The following is a 22,332-nucleotide window of genomic DNA, read 5'->3' on the forward strand; positions in this document are numbered from 1 at the left end:
GACCAATTCGGGTGAGCGCGGCGTGGTCGCTTCAGCGACCATGATTCCTGAGACGCGATCGTTCGTATCTAGCGTAGGGGATCTTCTCGAGAAACGCATTGAGTTCAACCGCACGTGGCACGGCGCGTTCAATATCGACGTTTACGATGGTATGCGGATACTCCCGGTGATCCCGCACCAGTTTCGCTCGCACCGCCTGCAATAGCGTGTATCGGTATGCACGTCGCGCCTGAAGAACGTCGCGAATGCATCCGTCAAAATAGTCCTGATTCCCAGCCCTTCGCCAGAAAGGGAGGTGTCGAGTTGGCAAAGTGTCGTTTACCAGCTTTGCGACGGAGCCGTGTAAACGTTGCATGAGCGGCCCCAGATTCTCACCAACTTTCAAGTATCCAAGCGTGTGATAGTGGTTGTTCAGAAGCGAAGTAACCCATGGCACGAATCCGTAGTGTGTGGTCCAGTGATGGAAGCGGTCCCAGAAAACCGTCTTTGCTGGATCGCTTTCGAACGCGGGGAACTTGTCCCTGCAACGCGCGGTGATGAAGTAGACACTATTGTCGCGATACCAGTGTTCGAAACGGTGCTGCTCCTCGTAGAACTCGTGTGCGGTGTACGAGCTTTTGCGGAACTTCCCCATTCATTCGAATATACCCATCATGGTCGCTGAAGCGACCACGCCGGCAGCCACATCCCAAAAAACAAGGCACCCGGTTTGCACCGGGTGCCTCTTGGTTACTTGAAATCGATATCTTTTACTTCTTCTTTGTCGCCGCATTGGCGCTCTTGATCGCGGCCTGAGCCGCGGCCAGTCGGGCGATGGGGACGCGGAAGGGGCTGCAGCTGACGTAGTTCAAGCCGACCTTGTGGCAGAACTCGACGGACTTGGGGTCGCCGCCGTGCTCACCGCAGATGCCGCACTTGAGGTCCTTGTTCGTGCCGCGCCCGAGCTTGACAGCCATCTCGATCAGCTTGCCGACGCCGCCGATGTCCAGGCTCTGGAACGGGTCGCGCGGCAGGATCTCCTTCTTGATGTATTCCGGCAGGAAGACGCCGGCGTCGTCTCGGCTGTAGCCGAACGTCATCTGCGTCAGGTCGTTCGTGCCGAAGCTGAAGAACTCGGCGGTCTGAGCCATCTCGTCGGCGGTGATCGCGGCGCGGGGCACCTCGATCATCGTGCCGTACATGTACTCGACCTTGGTGCCGGCTTCCTTGAAGACCGCATCGGCCGTCTGGACCGTGATCTTCTTGAGGTAGTCCAGCTCTTCCTTGGTGCCGGCGAGCGGGATCATGATTTCCGGCAGAACCTTGACCTTCTCCTTCTTGACCGCGACGGCGGCTTCGAGGATCGCCCGGACCTGCATCTCAAGGATTTCGGGGTAGGTGATCGCCAGGCGGTCGCCGCGATGGCCGAGCATCGGGTTGCTCTCGTGGAGCTGATCGACGCGGTTCTTCACCTGCGCCAGCGTCAGGCCGAGGGAGTCGGCGAGGACCTTCTGGTCCCTCTCGTTGTGGGGCAGGAACTCGTGCAGCGGCGGGTCCAGCAGGCGGATGGTCACCGGCAGGCCGGCCATCGCCTTGAAGATGCCGATGAAGTCTTCCCGCTGGTAGGGCAGGAGCTTGGCCAACGCCTTCTTGCGGGCTTCGATGTCCGTCGCCAGGATCATCTCACGCATGTGCTGAATGCGTTCCGGGTCGAAGAACATGTGTTCGGTGCGGGTCAGGCCGATGCCTTCAGCGCCGAAGTTACGAGCCACCTCTGCGTCATTCGGGGTGTCGGCGTTCGTGCGGACCTTCAGGGTGCGGTGCTTGTCGGCCAGGACCATGAGCTGCTTAAACGGGCCGGTCAGGCTGGCTTCGACCGTGGGGACCGAGCCTTCCATGACGTCGCCGGTGCCGCCGTCCAGCGAAATGACGTCCTTGTCCGTGTACGTCTTGCCGTTGATGACCAGGGTGCGAGCCTTGGCGTCGATCTGCAGGGCACCTGCGCCGGCGACGCAGGGGGTGCCCATGCCGCGGGCCACGACCGCCGCGTGCGACGTCATGCCGCCGGTGCTGGTCAGGATGCCTTCCGAGACGTGCATGCCGCCGATGTCGGCCGGCTCGGTCTCGCGGCGGACAAGGATGATCTGCTCGCCCTTGCCGACGCGTTCCTCGGCCTCTTCGGCCGTGAATGCGATCTTGCCGACGGCCGCGCCCGGCGAGGCCGGCAGGCCCTTGGCGACGATCGTCTTGGGGAAGTTCGGATTGAAGGTCGGGTGCAGGAGCTGGTCGAGGGCGGCCGGATCGACCCGCAGGATCGCGGTCTTCTCGTCGATCAGCTTTTCCTTGAGCATCTCGATAGCGATGCGGACGGCGGCCGGGGCGGTGCGCTTGCCGTTGCGCGTCTGCAGCATGTAGAACGTGCCGCGTTCGATCGTGAACTCAAAGTCCTGCACGTCTTTGTAGCGGGCTTCCAGCTTCTTCTTGACTTCCAGCAGTTCCTGCCAGCCCTTCTTGCTCCACTTGGCCATCTCGGACTTGCATTCGAGCGGCGTGCGAATGCCGGCGACCACGTCTTCGCCCTGGGCGTTGACGAGGAACTCGCCGTAGAACTCGTTCTCGCCGGTGCTGGGGTTGCGGGTGAACGCCACGCCGGTCGCGCAGTCGTCGCCCATGTTGCCGAAGACCATCGCCTGGACGTTGACGGCGGTTCCGAGCAGGCCGCGGATTTCGTTGATCTCGCGGTAGCGGATGGCGCGATCGCCCATCCAGCTCTTGAAGACGGCTTCGATCGCCAGCGTGAGCTGCTCGATCGGGTCGGTCGGGAACGGCGAGCCGACGTGCTCTGCGTAGACCTTCTTGTAGCGTTCGACGACGTCCTTCAGGCCGTCGGCGTCGAGGTCGGTATCGAGTTCAACGCCCTTGGCGTTCTTGACGGCCGACAGCTCATGTTCGAAGTGGTGGTGGTCGACGCCCATGACGGTGTCGCCGTACATGTTGATCAGCCGGCGATAGCTGTCGTAGGCGAAGCGGTCGTTCTTGGTGAGGGCGGCCATGCCGGCGACGACGGCGTCGTTGAGGCCGATGTTGAGCACCGTGTCCATCATGCCGGGCATGGAGTCTTTGGCGCCCGATCGACAGGCCAGCAGGAGCGGGTTCTTGGGGTCGCCGAACTTCTTGCCGGTCGCCTTTTCGACGCGGGCCAGGTGCAGCTTCACTTCGTCGAGCAGGCCCTTGGGGAGCTTTTGGCCGGCGTCGTTGTATTCCTTGCAGGTCGCGGTGGTGATGGTGAAGCCCGGCGGCACGTTCAGGCCGGCGGAGGTCATGTCGGCGAGGTTCGAACCTTTGCCGCCGAGCAGGTCGCGCATGGTCACGTTGCCTTCGGCCTTGCCGGAGCCGAAGAAGTAAACGCGCTTGATGCCGGCTTTGGCGGCGGTCTTCGGGGCGGCTTTGCTGGCGGACTTGGCAGCGGGCTTGGCGGCCGGCTTCTTGGCAGGCTTGGTCTTGGTTTTGGCCATGATCTTGGGGTCTCCGGTTCGATCCGTGAACGAGTGCCTGAAGGTCGCGCGGTCGCTGTAAAATGGAGTGGGAGCGGCCATGCCCGAGACATCGGGCTTAAAAGCGTCGCAGCGATTGTGGGCGTTCGTTCGTTTCCTTCCCGAACATGCGGTCGGGTGTGCCGCCGGTGGCAATACCGAATCCCTCTCGGGTCGCGCCACCGGCTTGCGTGCGACCCGCTTTACTTACGGTTTTCAACTGGCTATGCGAATGCTTCGCCGGGCGAAAGAGGCAGGGAGTATAGAGTCGGCGGGGGTACTGTCAAATCACGTTTGTGCGGTATTTGCAAGGGTTTTCGTATGGGTGCCGCGTCGATCCGTCCGTCCGGCGATGACACTCGCGGCGACCACCGCGATCACGCTCAGCCCGATCACCGACCCGACCGCCACGACGGCCAGGCCGCGGTTGTCGGGGGCCAGCACCTGCATCAGCACGCCCGCCCCCGGGCCCAGAATCCAGCCGAGTCCGATGAGCGCTTCGTGATAACCACTGTGTTCGGTGCTTCCCTCGCTCAGCACCATTCCGAAGTAGAGGCTGCCAGAGTAGATCACCCCAAGCGACGCTCCCAAAACGACTTGCCACAACAGGAGGGCGGCCATGTCGGCCGTCGGAGAGATGGCCGTTCCCAAGAATTGAGACGGCGGCAGGGCACAGCCCAGAAACGCGATCCCCATCGCCACCGCCGCCGCCACCATGACCCGCGGCCGGGTGTGCCACCAGGTGCCCGCCGCCAGGGCGACGAAAGCCAGCCATCGTGCGGCAGGCCAGGCCGAACTGACGAAGGTTTGTGTTGAGGTGTCGAGGCGTTCCATCGCCGGCAGCGAGGGCAGCAGGGGCATTAAGCCGTAGATCACCGCATAGGTGGCGGGCAGCCCCAGGCGCGACACCCATAGGGCAACCGTGCGAACTCGCATGAGTTCCGGGCTTGGCAGAAGTGCCGCGTGTGGCGCGTGCTGCGACTGATCATCGGCGGCATGAGTGGCAGTCGGAACGCCTTTTGACGAGGTTCTGGCCATCCAAGCCAAGCCGATGCAGACCAGGTGCGCGATCGCTGGCACGAGGAAGACGCCGATCGGAAGCCTTTCGATCACGGTCCCGCTGATCGCCAGTACAACGGCACCGACGGCCGGCCAGACGACGTTGTAGACGCCCAGTCGGCGGGCAAGCGTAGGGCCCGTCGTACCGACCGAGACAAGACTCTCGAGAATCGGCCAGGCTACGGCGCTGAAGAACGTGTACGCGAACAGCACGGCGACGACCGCGGCGACTGCCGATCGATCAGCGGCGAGAACTCCCGCAAGGCAGGCAAGGGCCATCGCCGAGTGCAGGGCGATCGTGGCAACTCTGTGGGACAGTCGGCTCGTCAGCGCGTGTGCGGAAAGAGCCCCCATGACGTAGACGACACCCTGCGCGGCGGCGAGCCGGAAGTTCTCCGTCAGGCCCCATCCGAAGCGGTCCTTGGTGTAGAAAACGATGCCGATGGTGAACATCGTGCCACCGGTCGAGGCCAGCGCAAGAATGAAATAGAGCGGCCATGCCGTTACCGGCGTTGGCCGGCCGGTCGCAGAATCTGGGGTCGAGATAAGAGCCTCCGCGCCGGGAGACTCCCGGCAAGACGCGAAAGTTGTACGCGCCAGGCGAAGCCATCACAAATCGTGCGCTGTCACAACGCATACGGGGATTCGGCGGATCGGCGCGAATGTTGGCGTTTGTGTTCTTGAACTCACTTGTCAAAGAGGGCGGAGTCTTTGTGTGAGCAATTGATCGATATACGGCGGTTTTTGCCCAGCGGATGCGTGTTGTGTGCATAACTGATTGCAATAAATTGGCTTACGATTAATCCTGCTGCCTCCGCCCTGCATGTGAACCGAATACCCCAATTCGGGCATCCTCACCGTCGACTAATTCCCGGTACATTCATTCCATATGGTTCTCGGACGCGACGCCCGACAGTTTTTTGGCCGGATGCGTTCCTGAATCGTAGTGTTGCTTTGCCAGAAGGGAGCAGACGGTGTTTAAGTCATTTGTGATCTTCGTCCTCGGTATTGCCCTGATTCTCGCCGGCTTCGTGACTCGTCCATCGGAGACGAGCGCGGCGGCGTTTATGACAAACAGCGTTCAGCCCATCGCCGCCGGCCCCCGCACGGTCGCCGACACCCTTAAAGATGCGCTGGTGAAGAGCGTGGACGTCGGTAAGCCCGGCGTGCCCAGCGGGTTTGAGTTCAAAGACCGCGTCCTCTGGACAGAGGTCGTCAAAGACGGCCAGACGGTCTACACCGGCGTGCTCTCGCACTGGATCAAGCACGAAGCCCCGCCGCCGCTCAAGAGCGAGCCGAGGGACACGAAGCTGGCTTCTGCGACGAAGTAACCGGCGGTCAGAATGAAGAATGACGAAAATCGAATGACGAATGAAGGTCGAAAGCTGAATGATCGAACCGGGGCCTGACGCGTCGCTTCAATCCTTCGGATTTTGAGCTTGATTCGTCAATCGATTTTCGTCATTCGTCATTTTCAGGACATACCACGGCATCCAGATCGCACACCGGGCGACAACGACGATGATCGTCGCTAGCACGATTCCTTTCAGGCCCCACCCGACCGGCCCGGCGAGAGTCGCACCCAGAACGACATTGGCAGAACCGGCAATCAGAGACGATTTCATAAAGACGCGTACCCGGCCCATTCCCAGGAGCACTGCCCGTCCGACTCCGCTCGCCCCGCCAATTACCGTATGCACCAACAGCAGCGGCAGCAGCATCAAGGTCTGCGGGGAAACGTCGCCTAGCCAGAGGCGCAGGGCAAACGCGCCCAACAGCATAGTTGCGATTCCGGCGGCAATGAGCAGGGCGAGACTGGTTAGCGTTCCGCGCACGTAGAGGTGGCGGAGCTCGCGCAGGTTGCCGGCAGCGAACGACCTCGCTGCCCGCGGGAAGACCGCCCCGGCAATTCCGGCGACAACCAGCAGGAGTGCCGAGTCGATCTGCACGAGCGGCGCGTAGGTGGCGACCTCACTCGGGCCGAGCAGTGATTGAATGATCAGGTAGCTGCAGGGCGCGTAGAGGAAGTCGGCCGTCTGGGCGAGTGTGATGCCACCCCCGAATCGAAGCAGCGACCGCATAATGGCAGGATCTTTAGGTCCCCCGGTCTCGAAATCAGGCACAAGGCGTGTCACCGCGACGACACGGGTGACCGTTGTTCCAAGGCAGCAGAGTGCCCACGCACCGGCCACGCTATCGATCTGCCGCAGGGGAATGAGCACGACCACGAGTAGCCAGCACACCTCGGCACCGGCCAGAATAAAGTTGTCGAGCGCGAGAAGTCCCCGTACCTGAAGGATGGCAGACGCCGGCTCACCCGCAATTCGAGTTGCCACGCCGCAGCCTAGCGCTAACGTTGCCAGCAGAATCCATCCCGCGTTGACCTCTCGCGACGCGAAATAGGATTCGGTCGCGAGCGCCATCCCAATTGCCCCGGCGAACGCGAAGGCAGTCAAGAGCCGCGCGACATGCAGCCCGGTCGTGATGACGGCTTGTTCGTGATTCCCCGCAGGAACTGGTTCTGCCGCTGTATTGGCATAACCAAGCGCAACGATGCCCGGCGGTGCAACCGTGGTATCGGCCGACAGCGGCTCTGCTGGAATGGCGTCTCTGGCATTGGCCTTGGCGATCGCATGGACTAGCGCCGGCCCCAGTCCGAGCGATGTGTAGCTGAGAATTGAAATCGTTCCCCGTAGAAGAGCGAAGATGCCGAATGCGACCGGCCCGGCTTCACGGTAGAGAAAGGCTGTTACGCCCGCCCACGAGAGGATGCGGAACAGCGCCAGCAAGTAACCGCTCGCCACATCCAAGCGGAGCGATCCCGTCGGTCGCGACTCCATTTTGTTGGGCGTGGATGGGTTGGGGCCGGATGTCGTCAAGCGGAATCCACGCTTACGCCGGAGTCTGAGCGTACTCGCGAAGACCCGGATTCCTCGCAATTGCCGCGCAGATCATCCGGGTCTGTGGACCATTGACACCGGCGTCGCTCGGTTCGTCTCAGCCGGGGTTCGTCGCCGGCAGCGGCGCAGGTTGAGTCACCGGCGTTCCGGGGGTCGCGGGCTGCTTGGCCCGTTCTTTCTCGTCGGATTTACGGTTGAAGTACAGCACCGCCCACACGATCAGCAGCACCACGCCAAGCCATTGCCAGATATTCAGTTTTCCCATAGTTCCTCCTCAAATCGATGATTGGCCCGGTACCTTTACTCGTACCGCATTCTATACCAACCAGGTTACTGACGTCATCGGTCCTTGGCATGCCGATCCGTCACGATCCTCAACACATCGCAATTGGCATTCGTCACCAGCTACTTCACCGGCGTGATGTCCCCCGCGTGGTTCGCCAGCTTTCCGGCCTTCACCCGTTCGTACTCGTCGCCAACCCATTCGATCTTGTCCTTGTTCCGCTCCATCCAGAGCGGGATCGGGGTCCGCAGGTTCTCTTTGTCGAGCTCCGCGAACTCCACCACCGCATCATCGCGGCTGTAGCCGCTTAAATCGTGCAGCTTTCCCATATGGATGCAGAGCGTCGGGCAGGGCTCGGTGCATAGTGCGCAGAACAGGCATTTGCTGTAGTCGATCGCGAACCGCAGGAGCTTGCCGGTCTTGGGGTCGTCCTCGTTGACGATGCCGGTCGCCTTGTCGATTTTTCTCGGGCCGGATTTATCGATGTAGATGCAATCCACCGGGCAGGCCTTGGCACACAGGTCGCAAGCAATGCACTTGTTGGCTTCGAACTCGTGAATGCCCCGGTACCGCGGCGCGAAGCTCAGGTGCTGCTCGGGGTAATTGACCGTCACCGTCTTCTGGAAACAGTACTTCAACGTGATCTTCATTCCGATCACGATCGAAGTGATGTTGTCGTAGATGTTGCGGAAGTATTCGCGGACGGGGGATGACATCGGGCCGGATTGTGCGAGGTCGCGTCTCGAAAGTCGAGTCGGGCGGCGCGCAAGATCAGCCGGCGGAGTTGATCACAGCCATCGGGAATTACTTTCAGGCCGGTCCGTCAAGGCAGTGGATTTGGCAGTTTGTTCGGCGGCGGGGGCGGTGCCGGCGTGACAGGAGGTGTCGTCGGCGGCGGGGGCGTCGTTGGTGGCGTGGGTGCGACCACGGGCAAAAGCCCGAAGAACGTGTAGCCGTTGCCGCTGCGATTATCGAACTGCAGGGTCGAGCGCCCCCGCAGATTCTGCAGCGGGCCGTCGTACATCTCCCGGCCCCAGTCGGCCACATGACCGTCGGCGTACAAGACGGCCTGGCGGTCCACCTCTCCGGTCTTGGACTGGATCGGGTGATTGATGTGATACCGTCGTCCGGCGCCAGCCGAGTAATACACCGCATCGGCGGCCAGAATCAGTTCGGTGGAGTTGCGGCTGTGAGAGCGTACCGCCGGCACGTACAGCGTTCCCCATCGGGCCACGCTTTTGCCGAGGGTGGCGGTGTTGTTCACCAGACCGCCGACGTACGCGTAGTCGGTGTAGACGATTTCACCCCAGGCCGGGTCGGCGGGAATACCATCCGTGCCGTTGTAAGCCCGGACATCAAACTCCGAGCCCGGGCATTTCCACACCCCCGGAGCGGCCCCGAACTGCTGCCAGATCGACCAGGGTGTGCCATACTTCTTCCAGTCGGCGTCACTGTTGGCGATCCAGTCGGTGCGATTCACCAGCATCGGAAGGCGCCCCATATCGGCAACCGGTGCCTGCCCGATCGACGGGGGCGTGCCGGTTCCAAAGCTCATGGGGAAGTAGCCTTTGTTAGCCCCGGCAAACCCCATCGCGGCCATGCCAATCTGCCGCAGATTTGACGAACACTGGGTCCGCTTGGAGGCCTCGCGCGCTCGAGACAGCGATGGCATGATGATGCCGATCAGCAGGGCAATGATGCCTATCACGACAAGTAGCTCAACGAGCGTAAATGCCCGCGACAACGACCTTCGGCAGATCATCGACCACCTCTGGTTTAGCGAACAGCAACAGCAAGGCCGAATCGGCCCAAGACAGGATCCCCACCACGCAGCACTGCTTTCGGAGCAGCATTCTGCTTCGATGAGTATGACTGAAGTATCACGTTTTCGTCAAGAGCAGACGTGGCATCGGCGTACCGGCTGCGTCGCGGCAACAGGATGACGCTCGCCCTGCGGCCAGCGGCCGTCATGCAAACCTACGCGCCGCAGCCCGTTAGCTCTCCGGGCAAGCAAAGTCGGGCGCGCGGACGAGCCGGGTTGTCCCTTGGAGTGCCGAGATGATGCGCTCGATGTGCACGTGGCAATTCTCAAGGAAGACCGTGTATCGCTCCTGGGTCCCGCCGGTCGCCGTGCCGGCAACGTATACACCGGGCACGTTGGTCTCCATCGTCCGCTCGTCGAAGATCGGTCGGCATTCGCCATCTTCAGAGAACTTCACGCCCGTCAGTTTCAGCAGCGTGTTGTCCTGTTCATAGCCCGTCATCAACAGTACGAAGTCGGCGGGAACATCGTATGGCTCACCTCGAGGTTGAAAGGCGGCATCGACCGGTTGCAGGGAGACGTGCGTCCCGGTGATGTGCGTGGGGATCGTCGCAAAGTGCCCGGCGATTCGGCCAGCCTGGGTGAGGCCGGTGATCTCCGGCAACAGCCAGTACTTGATGCTCTTGGCCGGCAGTTCCGGTCGGCGATAGCTGATGGCGACCTGTGCCGCGGCCTGGTAGCAACGCAGCGCGGCCTCGACTGCCGAGTTCTTTCCCCCGACGACGAGCAGGTTTTGGCGGAAGTAGGTGTGTGGGTCCTTGAAGTAATGGCTGACGTGGGGCAAGTCTTCGCCGGGAATCCCAAGCTTGCGCGGCCGGTCGGTTCCACCGGTGGCCAGGACGATCCTCCTGACGCGATAGGTCGACGTAGCGCCGGCGCTTCCCCCCGCGCCGCGACGGCTGGTCAGGATGAATCCGCCGTCCGGTCCCTTGCCGTCGGAAGTGATGCCGACGATCGGTTCGTAGCACTTCACCCGCAGCCCGAACTGGAGAACGATGGACCGAAGGTAGGCAAGATACTCTTCGCGCGATGCCTTGGATTGGTCGGCCGTCTGGAGCGGGACGCCAGCGATCGCGATTCGTTCGTTACTGCTGAAGAACCGGGTTTGCGGCGCGAACCAGGAAATGGTCTGGCCGATCTGGCCGGCTTCGAAATGCAGATAGTCGAGACCTGCCTTCTGGCAGGCCACGGCAAGCTCCAGGCCAATCGGGCCTCCGCCGATGATCGCGATGTCGGTCGTGTCAGACATGCCGGGCATCATAGGGTAGATGAGCAAGGCAGATGCGATCAGCGTTCAAATCCACGTCCTGCTTGGGGATCGGGCTCACGGCGTCCACCATGGACGGCGGCGATGTAGAACATCGCCAATAGCGCCCCGAACACCAGTGTAAAAACGCCGACGCGAGGCACCTGCATCCATTGAAAGATCTTCTCGAAGGTCTCGATTGGTTGTGTGAAGACTTCCCAGCTGTTGAGCCTGGCGTAGCGGCCGAGGGCGACACCGAAACTTGCGAGCAGGAATATCCAACCCGCCAGCGCCAGCGACATCAGCCGCCCCCCGCGACGGGCGATGGAGCGCTCTACGAGCCGCATCGCAGTGAATGCGGTGAGCAGCCCGTTTACGACGATCGAGGACAGGAGCAGGAAGTCGAACCATTCCGGCGACGACTGGGGGGCCATCGCCGGTAGCAGTTTGTCGAGCCAGGCCGGCAGGATCTCGGGGCTGGGGCCGTATTGGGGACTGAGGTGGATCATCTCCGTGATCAGGTAGGGTGCGTTGGGGAAGAACAGAAGCCAGACGCCGGCCAGGAGAATCAGAAGCAGTCGGTTGATTCGCGGTCGGCGGCAGAGGTGGTAGATGCCCAGGGCCGGCGCGACCGGAAGCCAGGCTAAAAACAGATCCCAGACGAGCGAGAGATGTCCGACCTGACGGGTAGCCGCGAGGCGCGCCGCCAGCAGCGACATCGACAGACCCGAGCACCCGATGACGGCAAGCCAGTAGAGAACGGGGAACCCGGTCGCGCTGTGAATTCGATCACCCATCGATGGGTAGGTCTTGCCGGAACGACTGTTCATGCGACGACTTTAACACGCTTGCTTTGCATTGCAAAGTGTCTTGAGGAAGAGGCGTGGCTGGCAAACGTTGGTTCACTTCGCAGGCAGCGACGCAGGTCGAGTCGCAGCGGGTTGAGGGATCGGCGACGTCGTGAACGAAAGGACGGCTTGTTGCGTTCGCCCCATCAGGACAGCCTTGGCTTCGTCGGCTGACGACAGTTTAGCGCTGGCGATCCCGTCGGCGACATCGTTGTAGGCGCTGGCCATCGCGGCGGCCATCTCGTTGGCCGATGCCGACGACGCGTCGAGCCCGACGTGCCGGGCGCGATCGACTTTCCATTGGCTGCCCACCTTGCGAAGCTGAATCGAGCCCAGCCCCTGACCGATCGTCGCCACCTCGCCGTTCACCGTTTCGGGTGCCGAGTCAATGTTCCGTGCCATGACGGCATAGTGGTCGCGGGCTCGCGGATAGGCGAGCACTGAACGGGGATCACCAAACTTCTCGGCGGCGACTTTCTCAAGCCGGGCATAGGCGGCGTTGACCTTCGCCATGACGAGCAACTGCTGCAGCGACGCGTCGTCGCCGGTGCTGACGGCGGAAATCGTGTCGGCGTCGCTGGTGTTCATCGCGGTAACAAACGCCTTGGCGGCGGCCCGGGGGGAAGCCGTCGTGGCAGGGCCGCGGTCACATCCGGCCGTGGCCGATAACACGAGTGCCACCCCAAGTCGCCAGGCCAAGGGCCTGAACAGGTTCGCGCTTCCAATTCTGAACATTACGTATAACCGTTGCATCAGGACCTCTCCACGCGGCCGGGTGAAAGACCGCAATGGCTGTCACTATAGGCGTTTGTGCGGAATCAAACGAGAAGTCAGAGAACGCTTCGCGGTGAAAACAGAATCATACTTCGTCACCAAACTTCACGAAGTTTTTATCGTCCTACTATTGGCAGGCGAGCGTAAAGGAAGGGTCGAAGCGGAGATGGAATCTCCTGGTGCCGTGCAAGGTGCCGACCCCTTCCGAAGCGACCCGCCTCCCGAGGAGTGAGTGGGCTAAACCCCTCAAGGCCATGATTAAGGTCAAGCACCTGATGGATGCTCTGGAACCCGATGACGGGCAACGCCTGTGGGTCGAGGCCGTCGGCCTTGCCCGGGATCTTCGCGAATGGTGCAAGGTCGACCATGTGCTATCACACCTCGGGCCGTCGGCGAATCTGACGGACTGGTTTGAGAAGCACCCCGACGGGTACGACTACTTCCGCACCCGCTATCACGAGGCGCTCGCCAAGAGTCCGTACAAGGTTGCGCTGCAACATCTGGCGAAAGCAGCGATTGATGAGAACTTCACCCTGCTGCATACCGGCGACGATCCGAGCCAGAACGCGGCTTCGGCGCTTCACGAGTTTCTCAGTGAGTTGCGGGCATGGTCCCCCAAGCAGGAGGGCTGAGCGCGTCCGGCTTCGTCGGGGGCTTCGCCAAACTTGACACATGCAAGCGGCCGTAGGCTCTACGGCCGCTTTCTTTTGTCGCGAGACCCTGCCGAGGGCCGTGAATCACCGATTCTCAATTGGCAATTCGTCCCCCTGTTCCTACACTTCCGGACCCGAACCGAAAGGATATCTACATGGACCTCCGCCAGCTCGGCAACAGTAATGTCAGCGTTTCACCGGTGACCTTTGGTGCCTGGGCAATTGGCGGATGGATGTGGGGCGGGTCTGAGGAACAGGACTCGATTGCCGCCATTCAGGCGAGCATTGACGCTGGTGTCACCTCGATCGACACCGCCGCGATCTACGGGCAGGGGCACAGCGAAGAGCTCGTCGCCAAGGCAATCAAGGGCCGCCGCGATAAGGTGCAGATCCTGACCAAGTGCGGCATGCGCTGGGACGACGCCCGCGGTTCCGATCCCTGGGCAACGCTGAACAACCAGGGCCGGGCGATCACCGTCACGCGCAACAGCAAGGCCGATAGCATCGCGCACGAGTGCGAACAGAGCCTGCGCCGGCTCGGCGTCGACGTAATCGACGTCTACCAGATCCACTGGCCGGACCTGACGACGCCGATCGACGAATCGATCGAAGCGATGTACAAGCTGCAGAAGGCCGGCAAGGTTCGGGCGATCGGTGTCAGCAATTACAACCTCAAGCAGATCTCAACCGCCGACAGCTGGCTCAAGGAACACGGCTCGGTGCTCGCGAGTCATCAGCCGCCGTACAGTGTGATCAATCGGGGGATCGAGAAGGAGATTCTTGCATACTGTCGGCAGATGAACGTTGGCATCGTCTGTTATTCGCCGATGGAACGCGGACTACTCACCGGCAAGTACGGCCCCGACCACAAGTTCCCCGCCGGCGATCACCGGAACAACTACAAGGCATTTAAGCCTGACGTACGCAAGTCGGTGGCGGCAGCGTTGGCGCAGGTCAAGTCCATCGCCGACCGACATAAGGCGAGTTTCGCACAGCTGATCGTGAACTGGACCTTCAGCGAACCGGGGATTACCGCCGCTCTGGTCGGCGCACGCAACGCCGAGCAGGCGGTTCACAATGCCGGTGCGATGGCGTTCCGGCTTAGCGATGTCGAACGCCAGCAGATCCGCGCCGCATTTTCCCCTGCCGCCGAGCTCATGGGTGGCGATGGCGCACCAGCCCGTCCCGGCGCGCAGACCTGACGTCCAGCGCCGCGACCGAGCGACTGGTCTACTGTTGATCCCATCTTCTCAGTGCGCCGGGGGCGGCACGTCGCCATTTACCAGATAAGGGCTCCTTCATCTCGAATTCAGGCCCGGCTCAGTCCGGCACGCAATCATCTGGCGGTCAAGAGACAAGGAGACCGCCCATGACAACCCTTACCGACATCTCCAGCACGGCCGCCAAACCCGCAAGCGAGGAAGGTGCCGTCTGTCACACCCGCCAGGCCGTCGCCGACATCAGCTCCGCTGTGAAGGCCGACGCTCAGGAACTCCGCTATCTCGCCGAGGACTATGTGATCGAGCACCCGCTTCGCGTCGTTGGTCTCGGCATCGGGCTGGGCTTTCTGCTCGGCGTCATCTGGACTCGTTAAAGATTTGATTTCAAACCCCATGTCTTACGCTTCAAGGAGCTATCGTATGCGCAAGCTATTCCCATTCGTGTTGTGCGGCGCTTTTCTGGCAGTTCCCGCCATTTCGGGCTGCGATCGAACCGTCTCGAAGGAAACCGAGACCGTGAAATCCACCGATGGAACATCGAAGACGACCGAAAAGAAGGTGACCGAGCAGCCGGACGGAACCCTCAAGGAAACCACGACCGAGAAGAAGGTCGAAAAGTAAATTCAACACGCGGAGTTGAAAACGAGAACGGGCGGATCAATAAGCTTGATCCGCCCGTTTCTTTATACCTGTCGTCAGCACCGAAATCGCGCGGACGGCGCGGGGCTACTCCTTTTTGGGCGATTCGGCGGCAGCGCCGGGTTGTTTTGCGGCGAGCCACTTTTCCAGGACCGGGATCACGCGGTTCTCGCGTTCCGCCCCAGCCTTGTCGCCGGACTTCTCACAGGCTTCTTTCAGCAGTTGATGAGCCGTCAGGTCATAGGGGTCGATGTAGATGGCCTGCAGGCCGTACTTGGCGGCTTCCGCCCACTTCTCCTGCCGGCCGTAGATGCGTGCGATCTGCTTGGCGTAGCGGTTGTCCTTGATCTCCACCTTGTGCAGGATTTCCAGGTGCGCGATCGCTCGATCGTATTGCTTGGTGAACAGGTAAAGCCCGGCCAGCCGGGTGTGCGGCAGGGCGTCGACCGGGCGAAGGAACAGCACCTTTTCCCACAGCGGAATCGCTGCCTTGGGATCGGTCTTCATCATCGCTTCGGCCTGCTCGCGCACGGAGTCGTACTTCTTGCTGGTCTCTTCGTCATAGCCCCAGCCCTCGACCTGCTGATCGCACCAGACGAGGAAGTCCTTGTAGAAGTCGTCGAGCGGCTTCCCGGTGACGGCGGGGAAGACGTCTTCCATCCGGCCGGCATTCTTGAACATCTCGAGCATCTTCAGGATCGCGCCGTGGCCGTAGGTGTCCTGAACGTACTTGCACACCCAGTACGACTGGGCATAGGCCAGCGCGCGGTCGGTCGGCTTTTTCGGGCGAACGAACCCCCAGGTGAGGTTCTCCATCGTGAACAATTCGCGGTCGCGAACCGCCTTGTTCAGCATGGGGACCCATTCCCATCGCATTGGCGTTCGTTCTTCGAGGACGGCCAGTCCCTCGGTCATCCAGTGCTGAATGCGGTTGTCGGTCGCGGCCAGGGTGACGGTGTGGGTGTACTCGTGCCGCAACACTTGTGCCCAGTTGAAGGGCTCCATATTGCTGCCGCCCTTACGCGGACTGACCAGAGCGATGACCCGCCCGGTGCTGGCACCCACGGTGCCGATCCAGGGTGACCCGGTTGTCCGAACGCTGAACGCGGCATGCGACGGAAAGATTTCGATGAACGTCTTCACCGGCGGGGCGCACTTGTATTCGCCGGCCACGTCGGCGTGGATGCTCTCGAGATACTGCGGCAGGTATTCACCGAGGATCGGATCCTTCGTTTCGTCAAAGATCAGTACGAAGTGCTCGGATTCGATCCGCTTGTACGAATCCATGTCGTTCAGCAGCTTTAGGTAGTTCGTGGTCTCCAGGTTGAACGGGTCCAGTTCCCTGGCCGACTTGATTACCGCGTGGGCCTCGGCTTCGTCGCCGGACTGGGTGTAGAGCAGCCCCAGGCCGTTCCATGCCGCGGTCCACCAGGGGGCTCGGGCGATCGCCACTTTGTACTTCGCTGCTGCCCGCGGGTACTGCCGCATCGCCGACAATTGCTCGGCGACTTCGAGATATGCACTGGCGTTGTTGTTGCCGACGTCAACGGCATCCACCTGCGCCAGGATCTGCTCGGCCTTGTCTTCCTCGAGCTGCAGGGCGTAGGTCGCGGCAAGCAGGCCAAGTGCCTCCATGTTCCGCGGCTGGGCGCTGATGACCCGCTGAATGGGCGTCTCGGCATCCTTGGGCAGCCGCTGGTGCATCAGGTTGCGGCCTTCCAGCAGATCGGCGGTGACGGAGTCTGGGTCAAACTTCCGCAACGCCGAGATGGCCGCATCGCAGCGGTTAAAGTCGAACATCGCCAGCGAAATCTGACCGGCCAGCCGAAGCGCGCGGACGTCCTGAGGGTTGGCGTTCAACGCCAGGCCCAGTTCTCCCATCGCCTGCTTCTTGTCGTCCCGTTCGGCGAAGTACTCGGCCGCCGCGACATGGGCGGGCCACCAGTCTGCGTCGATTTCCTTTGCTTTGACGAACGTGTTCAGGATTTGCCGCGGCAGTTCCTTGTTGTTGCGGTACTTCTCGTTAAGCGTTGCCCATCGATCGACCGACCGACCAAGCCAGGTGACTTTTTCGGCGTCGTCGAACTCGGGGATCGATTGCTTCGCGGTCCATTTGGCCCAGAACTCGCCGGGCGCATCGACAAACCAGGCGTAAAATGTCTTGGCCGATTCGGTGTCCCCGAGCCGTTCGGAGACTTCACCCGCCCAATAGTGACCGCCCCAGGAGTCGGGGTATTGCTTGAGGTGGGACCGCAGCACCTTGATCGCGTCGTCGGCACGGCCGGCTTCGGCGAGGATCTCGGCGTGCAGTAACTGCACGCGCGGGTGCGCCGACAGTTCGATCTGCTCCTTGCCGAAGGGAACTTTCGTCGTCTCCGTCAGGGCCTTGATGGCGTCTTCCGTGCGGCCGGTCACGGCCAGTGCCTTACCCTTGCAGAGTGCGATGATGACCAGTTGCTCTGGCTTGGGGTTGGCGATCCTGCGGAGCGTGAGCAATGCCGTCTTGTATCGACCCGAATGCACCTGCGCCTTGGCCTTGTCGAAGTCGTCGAAGTATGCGGGGTACTTCAGCGGCGGCAGGTCTTCAGTCATCGCCTGTTCGACCCATCGCACCGGGGCGGATTCGCGGACGAAGTCGTGTGCAGGCAAAGGCCGGGGGCAGACCACGACACCACCGACGGCGGCCAAAAGTGCGGATCGAACCAGGCGCGAATTGCGAAGCGTGGGCATGTAGATGACCTCGGCTGAAACGACGGCAAGAGCGAAGCGGGCCGACCTATTGAACAGTTACGCGCGGCGGAGGCAAGAGTTGCGAGCCACACCGCGATGTCGGGATATTCCAGAGCAGGCTTCCCGCCTGTCCGGCCGCATGACACCGCAGGGCAATCGCATGTGCCCATTGTGGTGCAGGCTTTAGCCTGCATCCGAGCATGTGCAGGCTGAAGCCCGCACCACAAACGCCACCGCGCATATTCTAGTCAGGCACATGCGATTGCCCTGCATGACACCGCCAGGCAGGAGGCTCGACACTTTCAAGTATCCCGAGCGTACGTATCATACGCCCACTGCGGTCACGAATGTTCGGTGAAATACGACAGCTTATCGGCAACTCTGAAGCCTTTCCCGTTCTGAAGAACTGGACGTTCTTTAACCATGCCGGTGTTTGCCCGCTGCCGGCGGCGGCGGCCGACGCATTCCGTAAGTACGCGGGGCAGGCCGAGGAGCGGGCTTACCTCTTCACCGGCTGGTATCAGGACATCGAGAAGCTTCGGCACATCGCCGCCGAACTGATCGGCGCTCACCGGGACGAGATCGCGTTCATCAAGAACACCAGCGAAGGCCTGAGTATCGTCGCCAACGGGATCGACTGGCAGTGGGGCGACCGCATCGTCACGACCGCCGTGGAGTATCCGGCAAACGTCTATCCCTGGATGGAGCAGGTACGTAATCGCGGCGTGAAGCTGGTGACAGTGCCGGAGATCGACGACGAGAACGGTCGGCGTTGCGTGCCGGTCGATCGTATCCTCCAGGAAGCCGCCGATGAGCGCACCCGCATCGTCTCGCTGTCCCACGTCGAATATGCCAGCGGACAACGGCACGATCTGACAAAGATCGGCGAGTTCTGCCGTGCCAACAACAAGCTGTTCTGCGTCGACGCGATACAGACCGTCGGCGCGCTTCCGGTGGACGTCAAGGCGATGAAGATCGACTACCTCTCGGCCGACGGGCACAAGTGGATGCTCGGCCCCGAGGGTGCCGGCATCTTCTACTGCCGCAAAGAACTTATCGAACGCACCCGCCCGATCATGGTCGGCTGGATGAATGTGGTCGATGCGCAGAACTACGGCGATATCAACTACACCCTGCGTTCGGATGCCCAGCGATTCGAATGCGGGACGTACAACGTTCCGGGGCTGCTTTCGCTGAAGGCGGCGCTGGAGCTGATTCAAACGGCGCGGCTCGGCCATGTCGCGCAGCGAATCCGTGAATTGACAGATCTGATGATCGAAATGCTTTCCAAGAAGGGTTATCAGATTGTGTCGCCGCGCGACAAATGGCAGTGGAGCGGCATTGTCAGCTTCACGTCACCGCGTCATGAGCACAAACGCCTTGTCGCCGAGTTGCGCAAGGAGAAAAAGATCGAGATCGCACTGCGCGAGGGGCGGCTGCGGGCCAGCCCGCACTTCTACAACACGGAAGATCAGGTCGCGCGTTTGGTGGAGGCGCTCCCCGCGCATTGACTGTCTCACGAGCACGCGGCATCAGTTCATCGGCTGAGAAAGACCAGCGTTCCCTCGGGAAGGTCGCGAACGGCAGCCTCGTCGATTGTCCAGGTTTCGCCGTTGTGCGTTGCGACTTTCACCAGCCGAGCCGCCGCCGATGGGAGCGGTGCGGTGACCACCGCAGGGGCTACCGGAAGTGTTGCCGGCTGAGAAGTCGACACCGGTGGCGGGGCGGGAGGAGCATCAGGAGCAGCACTGGGCAAAGCGCTGTTCGAAACGGCAGGCATCCCGCTCGCCGCGCCATCGGGGGGCTTCACTGCAAATGCCGATGTCGCGCTGGCGGTCCCGGCGGCCGTAGCAACCTTCCACTTGCCGGCATCGTCTTTTAGAAGCATCGCTGTTCCGACGAATGGCGGTTTGAGTCCGGAGAATAGGCTTGCCCGCCTTTCGGCGACCAGCTTTCTTGCCACGTCGCCGCGGGGAATCTTGCCGATGATGGACTTGAGGCTGTCCATGGTGACGGCCGGCACCGGATTCGTCTGGTCGTACCAGACAATGTTGTCGAGGCGCTGCCGTTCGAGGTCGGCAATCGCCCGGTCGTAGAGATCTCCGATCGCCCATCCGTCCACGCGTGAGGTGGCGCGAAGCAGATCTCGCAGAAGGATCGCCCGCACGACAGGGTCGATCGCAGTGTTAGCGATCAGCTTATCCACCTGATCAATTCCCCAGGTGTCCCAGCTACGGTCGTCCACCGTCTTCATCTGCTCTGCCATTTCACGCACGAACAAGGCGTGAGGCAGCAGCACAGGCTTCTCGCTGACGAGATTCTTCGGCGCCAGGAGCGTAACGGTCTTCTTCCTCGCCAGGTTCTGCGGATCGATCGAGTCGAAGATACATCTTACGCGCGTGCCCACGCCCTGCCGCTGCACCGCCGGATCGCCGAGCACGTAGTAGCGGGACTTGTCGTTGACCTCGAGGTAACTCAGCTCCGACATCAACGGCGACGTCAGGATATCGCCCATTTCCGTCTGCCACGCGTTGGGAATGGACATCGCGGCAGCGGCCTGCTGCAGGTAGTCGATGTACCCTGCCGCGCTCTGTGGTAACGGAGATTGCGGATTGTCGCCGATGAACTGCCGCAGGGTGTCCAACCGCTGCCGGGCGACCTTTTCGTTCGGCGGTGCGGGTGCGGCGGCGAAGGGCGTCATCAATGCGGAATACCGGTCGACCGACTCATAAAGGTCGAGCGTCGCTGCGGCCTTCGTGAAGTCGGGGCTCACTGACGATTGTGGGAAACGCGATGCAAACTGCTGCAGTGCCTGCCGCGCGGCGGCCACCGACCCGGCGGACTCGTGAATCGCAAGTCGGGCATCATGTTCGTCGCGGGCGCGGCGGATGGCGTCGCGGATGGCGGCAAGGCGCGGACCGACGGCATCGGCGGCGGCCTTTGCCGCATCGCCGCCCCGGTCGAGTTGCGGGATGATAACGCTCAGGTCCTTCTCGGCGGCGGCGAGTGCAGCCTCGGCTGTGGCGATGTCACTGGCGCGCGGGGCGACGACCAGTACCCCAGCCTTCTTCGACGCCGCGTCGATCTGCGCGACCAGCCACGAGGCGTATCGGGCTCGCAGTGACTCACGCTCCTTCTGCAACCGTTCGGCAGCGGCGGCGACCTGATTCCTGGGGTCCATCCGCTTGGCATCCTGCGGCTTGCCCCAGCTTCCCAATGCCTCGTCGGCCGACAGCGATGCCGTCCACCAGTCGTCGGGGCTTCCGTCGGCCAACGCCTTCGTCGCCTTGTCGGATGCAGCCGCGAAGATCGTCGTCATTCCCTTGACCCAGTCGCGATCGCGTTCGACTTGCTCGGCCAGAACCGTGGCCGATTTCTTGGCCGCCGCCACCTGCGGGTCATTGCTGGCACCGGGTGCGAGTGATTCCTGCTCCGAGACCAGCTGCTTCGCCAGATCGACGTTCCTGTCGGCGACTGCCTTCTCGATGCGGCGAGCCCATTCCCGGGCGATTCCCTGTTGGGTCTGCCAGTAGAACACCCCGAACGCGAGTGCCAGAAGGGCCGCAATGCCGGCGACGATCGCGATGTTGCGAAAGCGTGCCGCCTTCGCACGCGCCTTGAGCCGGGCGTCGTAGCGTGCCTGCAATTCTGGCGGAACAGGCTTGGTTCCCAACGCCACGATGGCGTTGTAGGCGACCGCCAGATCACGGTCTTTCGCTTCGGCGTTCAAGGCATCGGCCAGCGCGTCGCAGGCGTCGGTGTGGGCTTTTCGGCGAGCGAGCGACTGATTCTGCTGTTGCACCCATGCGGCGGCGGCGCGGATATCGGCGGCGGCGTCGTCATTCAACGAAGCAACCCCCAGAGTCGCCGACTGGTCCTTGAGCTGCTCGAGCAACGCCGAGCAATCCGGCAGCGATTTGGCGGCATATGCCGACCGCAGCTTGCTCAGCAGCTCAGTCACCTGCGACGTTGCCTCGGCTTGCTGGGCCCGGGTGTCGATCTCGCGCGCCATCGACGCCAGATCCGGTGGAACGGTTTCGTACCACGGCACCTGCAGGACCTCGGCAGCAAGCGATTTGAATGCGGGTACGTCGCGTTCCTTCGCGGCGACGGCAAAGCCCACGCGCAGTTCCTTGAATCGGGCGGCCTCGAACGTGCGGATGTCCTTCTCCCAGAAGGGGCCGGGATCAGCCGCGGCCAGTTGCCGCATCACATCCAGTCGATCTGCGAGCGGGCCCTTTGCCAGCGCCAATCGCCGATGGGTCGCGTAAAGCTGTTGGAGGGGCTGGTCCTGGCCGTAGGCATCGTTGAGCTGCGCCGCCCGGTCCATCTGTAACGGCGGCGGAACGGGCATGTCGTTCCGCTGGCACATCTCGACCCACCCCTCGGCATCGGGCAGATCAAGCGCCGCGACGAGGTCCAGCAGATTCGGGGGAGCCTCCGCGGCGTGGACCGCCTCGGCGCGAAGGCCGCGCTGCAGCAGCATGGCGCACTGCCGAAGACGGTCGTTCGCCGTGGCGCATAGTGACGCATAGGCCGCCGCGGCTTCGCGGACTTCATCGCTGACGACTTGGACCCCCGATGCACGGAAGTCGCGAAGGAACTCGATGGTTCGTTGATGGTCGCTCATGATTCGTGCGGACGGG

General features: G+C 62.1%; 18 protein-coding genes. 6 read left to right on the plus strand and 12 right to left on the minus strand.

The annotated features are described in order from the left end of the window. Positions 1-31 precede the first annotated feature (31 nt). From IPV69_RS17125 to IPV69_RS17135, 3 genes are all read right to left on the minus strand, one after another. Positions 32-634 (minus strand): hypothetical protein, encoded by a 603-nt coding sequence (locus tag IPV69_RS17125; protein ID WP_206290940.1) that lies wholly within the window; start codon positions 632-634, stop codon positions 32-34. A gap of 115 nt (positions 635-749) precedes the next feature. Beyond that, positions 750-3,494 carry a pyruvate, phosphate dikinase gene (ppdK, locus tag IPV69_RS17130; protein ID WP_206290941.1) on the minus strand — a complete coding sequence of 915 codons (2,745 nt, stop codon included), beginning with the start codon at positions 3,492-3,494 and terminating at the stop codon, positions 750-752. Positions 3,495-3,800: 306 nt separating this feature from the next. Continuing rightward, on the minus strand, positions 3,801-5,171 hold the full coding sequence (locus IPV69_RS17135; protein WP_390884418.1) for an MFS transporter: 1,371 nt from the start codon (positions 5,169-5,171) through the stop codon (positions 3,801-3,803). 374 nt (positions 5,172-5,545) lie between these two features. On the opposite strand from IPV69_RS17135, the gene IPV69_RS17140 reads away from it, so the two are divergent. Then, positions 5,546-5,902: a hypothetical protein gene (locus tag IPV69_RS17140; RefSeq protein ID WP_206290943.1), complete on the plus strand. Its 357-nt coding sequence runs from the start codon at positions 5,546-5,548 to the stop codon at positions 5,900-5,902. Positions 5,903-5,989: 87 nt separating this feature from the next. Here the strand turns inward: IPV69_RS17140 and IPV69_RS17145 are convergent, their stop codons facing one another. The 7 genes from IPV69_RS17145 to IPV69_RS17175 all read right to left on the minus strand — a co-directional run bounded on the left by IPV69_RS17145 (position 5,990) and on the right by IPV69_RS17175 (position 12,258). After that, the gene (locus tag IPV69_RS17145; protein WP_241180020.1) at positions 5,990-7,375 is read right to left on the minus strand and encodes a lipopolysaccharide biosynthesis protein; all 1,386 of its coding nucleotides are present in this window, start codon (positions 7,373-7,375) and stop codon (positions 5,990-5,992) included. 193 nt (positions 7,376-7,568) lie between these two features. Next, a complete protein-coding gene (locus IPV69_RS17150) occupies positions 7,569-7,736 on the minus strand; it encodes a Sec-independent protein translocase family protein (RefSeq protein WP_206290945.1) in 168 nt (55 codons plus the stop codon). 140 nt (positions 7,737-7,876) lie between these two features. Next, the gene (locus IPV69_RS17155) at positions 7,877-8,470 is read right to left on the minus strand and encodes a NuoI/complex I 23 kDa subunit family protein (RefSeq protein WP_206290946.1); all 594 of its coding nucleotides are present in this window, start codon (positions 8,468-8,470) and stop codon (positions 7,877-7,879) included. A gap of 107 nt (positions 8,471-8,577) precedes the next feature. After that, entirely contained in the window at positions 8,578-9,516 is a 939-nt protein-coding gene (locus IPV69_RS17160) for a DUF1559 family PulG-like putative transporter (protein ID WP_206295652.1), read from the minus strand. A gap of 232 nt (positions 9,517-9,748) precedes the next feature. After that, entirely contained in the window at positions 9,749-10,825 is a 1,077-nt protein-coding gene (locus tag IPV69_RS17165) for an NAD(P)-binding domain-containing protein (RefSeq protein WP_206290947.1), read from the minus strand. Positions 10,826-10,863: 38 nt separating this feature from the next. Continuing rightward, positions 10,864-11,652: a DUF1361 domain-containing protein gene (locus tag IPV69_RS17170; RefSeq protein ID WP_206290948.1), complete on the minus strand. Its 789-nt coding sequence runs from the start codon at positions 11,650-11,652 to the stop codon at positions 10,864-10,866. Positions 11,653-11,724: 72 nt separating this feature from the next. Next, positions 11,725-12,258: a hypothetical protein gene (locus IPV69_RS17175; protein ID WP_206290949.1), complete on the minus strand. Its 534-nt coding sequence runs from the start codon at positions 12,256-12,258 to the stop codon at positions 11,725-11,727. A gap of 440 nt (positions 12,259-12,698) precedes the next feature. On the opposite strand from IPV69_RS17175, the gene IPV69_RS17180 reads away from it, so the two are divergent. The 4 genes from IPV69_RS17180 to IPV69_RS17195 all read left to right on the plus strand — a co-directional run bounded on the left by IPV69_RS17180 (position 12,699) and on the right by IPV69_RS17195 (position 14,938). Next, positions 12,699-13,076 carry a DUF488 family protein, N3 subclade gene (locus IPV69_RS17180; protein ID WP_206290950.1) on the plus strand — a complete coding sequence of 126 codons (378 nt, stop codon included), beginning with the start codon at positions 12,699-12,701 and terminating at the stop codon, positions 13,074-13,076. Between the two features lie 176 nt (positions 13,077-13,252). Then, positions 13,253-14,299: an aldo/keto reductase gene (locus IPV69_RS17185; protein ID WP_206290951.1), complete on the plus strand. Its 1,047-nt coding sequence runs from the start codon at positions 13,253-13,255 to the stop codon at positions 14,297-14,299. A gap of 167 nt (positions 14,300-14,466) precedes the next feature. Then, the gene (locus IPV69_RS17190) at positions 14,467-14,691 is read left to right on the plus strand and encodes a glycine zipper domain-containing protein (protein WP_206290952.1); all 225 of its coding nucleotides are present in this window, start codon (positions 14,467-14,469) and stop codon (positions 14,689-14,691) included. A gap of 46 nt (positions 14,692-14,737) precedes the next feature. Next, a complete protein-coding gene (locus tag IPV69_RS17195; protein WP_206290953.1) occupies positions 14,738-14,938 on the plus strand; it encodes a hypothetical protein in 201 nt (66 codons plus the stop codon). 105 nt (positions 14,939-15,043) lie between these two features. Here IPV69_RS17195 and IPV69_RS17200 read toward each other — a convergent pair whose 3' ends face one another. After that, positions 15,044-17,686 carry a peptidase MA family metallohydrolase gene (locus tag IPV69_RS17200; RefSeq protein ID WP_206290954.1) on the minus strand — a complete coding sequence of 881 codons (2,643 nt, stop codon included), beginning with the start codon at positions 17,684-17,686 and terminating at the stop codon, positions 15,044-15,046. A 347-nt stretch (positions 17,687-18,033) separates the two neighbouring features. On the opposite strand from IPV69_RS17200, the gene IPV69_RS17205 reads away from it, so the two are divergent. Next, positions 18,034-19,197 (plus strand): aminotransferase class V-fold PLP-dependent enzyme, encoded by a 1,164-nt coding sequence (locus tag IPV69_RS17205; protein WP_206290955.1) that lies wholly within the window; start codon positions 18,034-18,036, stop codon positions 19,195-19,197. Between the two features lie 26 nt (positions 19,198-19,223). Here the strand turns inward: IPV69_RS17205 and IPV69_RS17210 are convergent, their stop codons facing one another. Further along, complete coding sequence (locus IPV69_RS17210; RefSeq protein ID WP_206290956.1) at positions 19,224-22,316, minus strand: hypothetical protein; 3,093 nt, start codon at positions 22,314-22,316, stop codon at positions 19,224-19,226. Positions 22,317-22,332 lie beyond the last annotated feature (16 nt).

It is taken from the genome of Humisphaera borealis, from assembly GCF_015169395.1.
Taxonomy (GTDB): domain Bacteria; phylum Planctomycetota; class Phycisphaerae; order Tepidisphaerales; family Tepidisphaeraceae; genus Humisphaera; species Humisphaera borealis.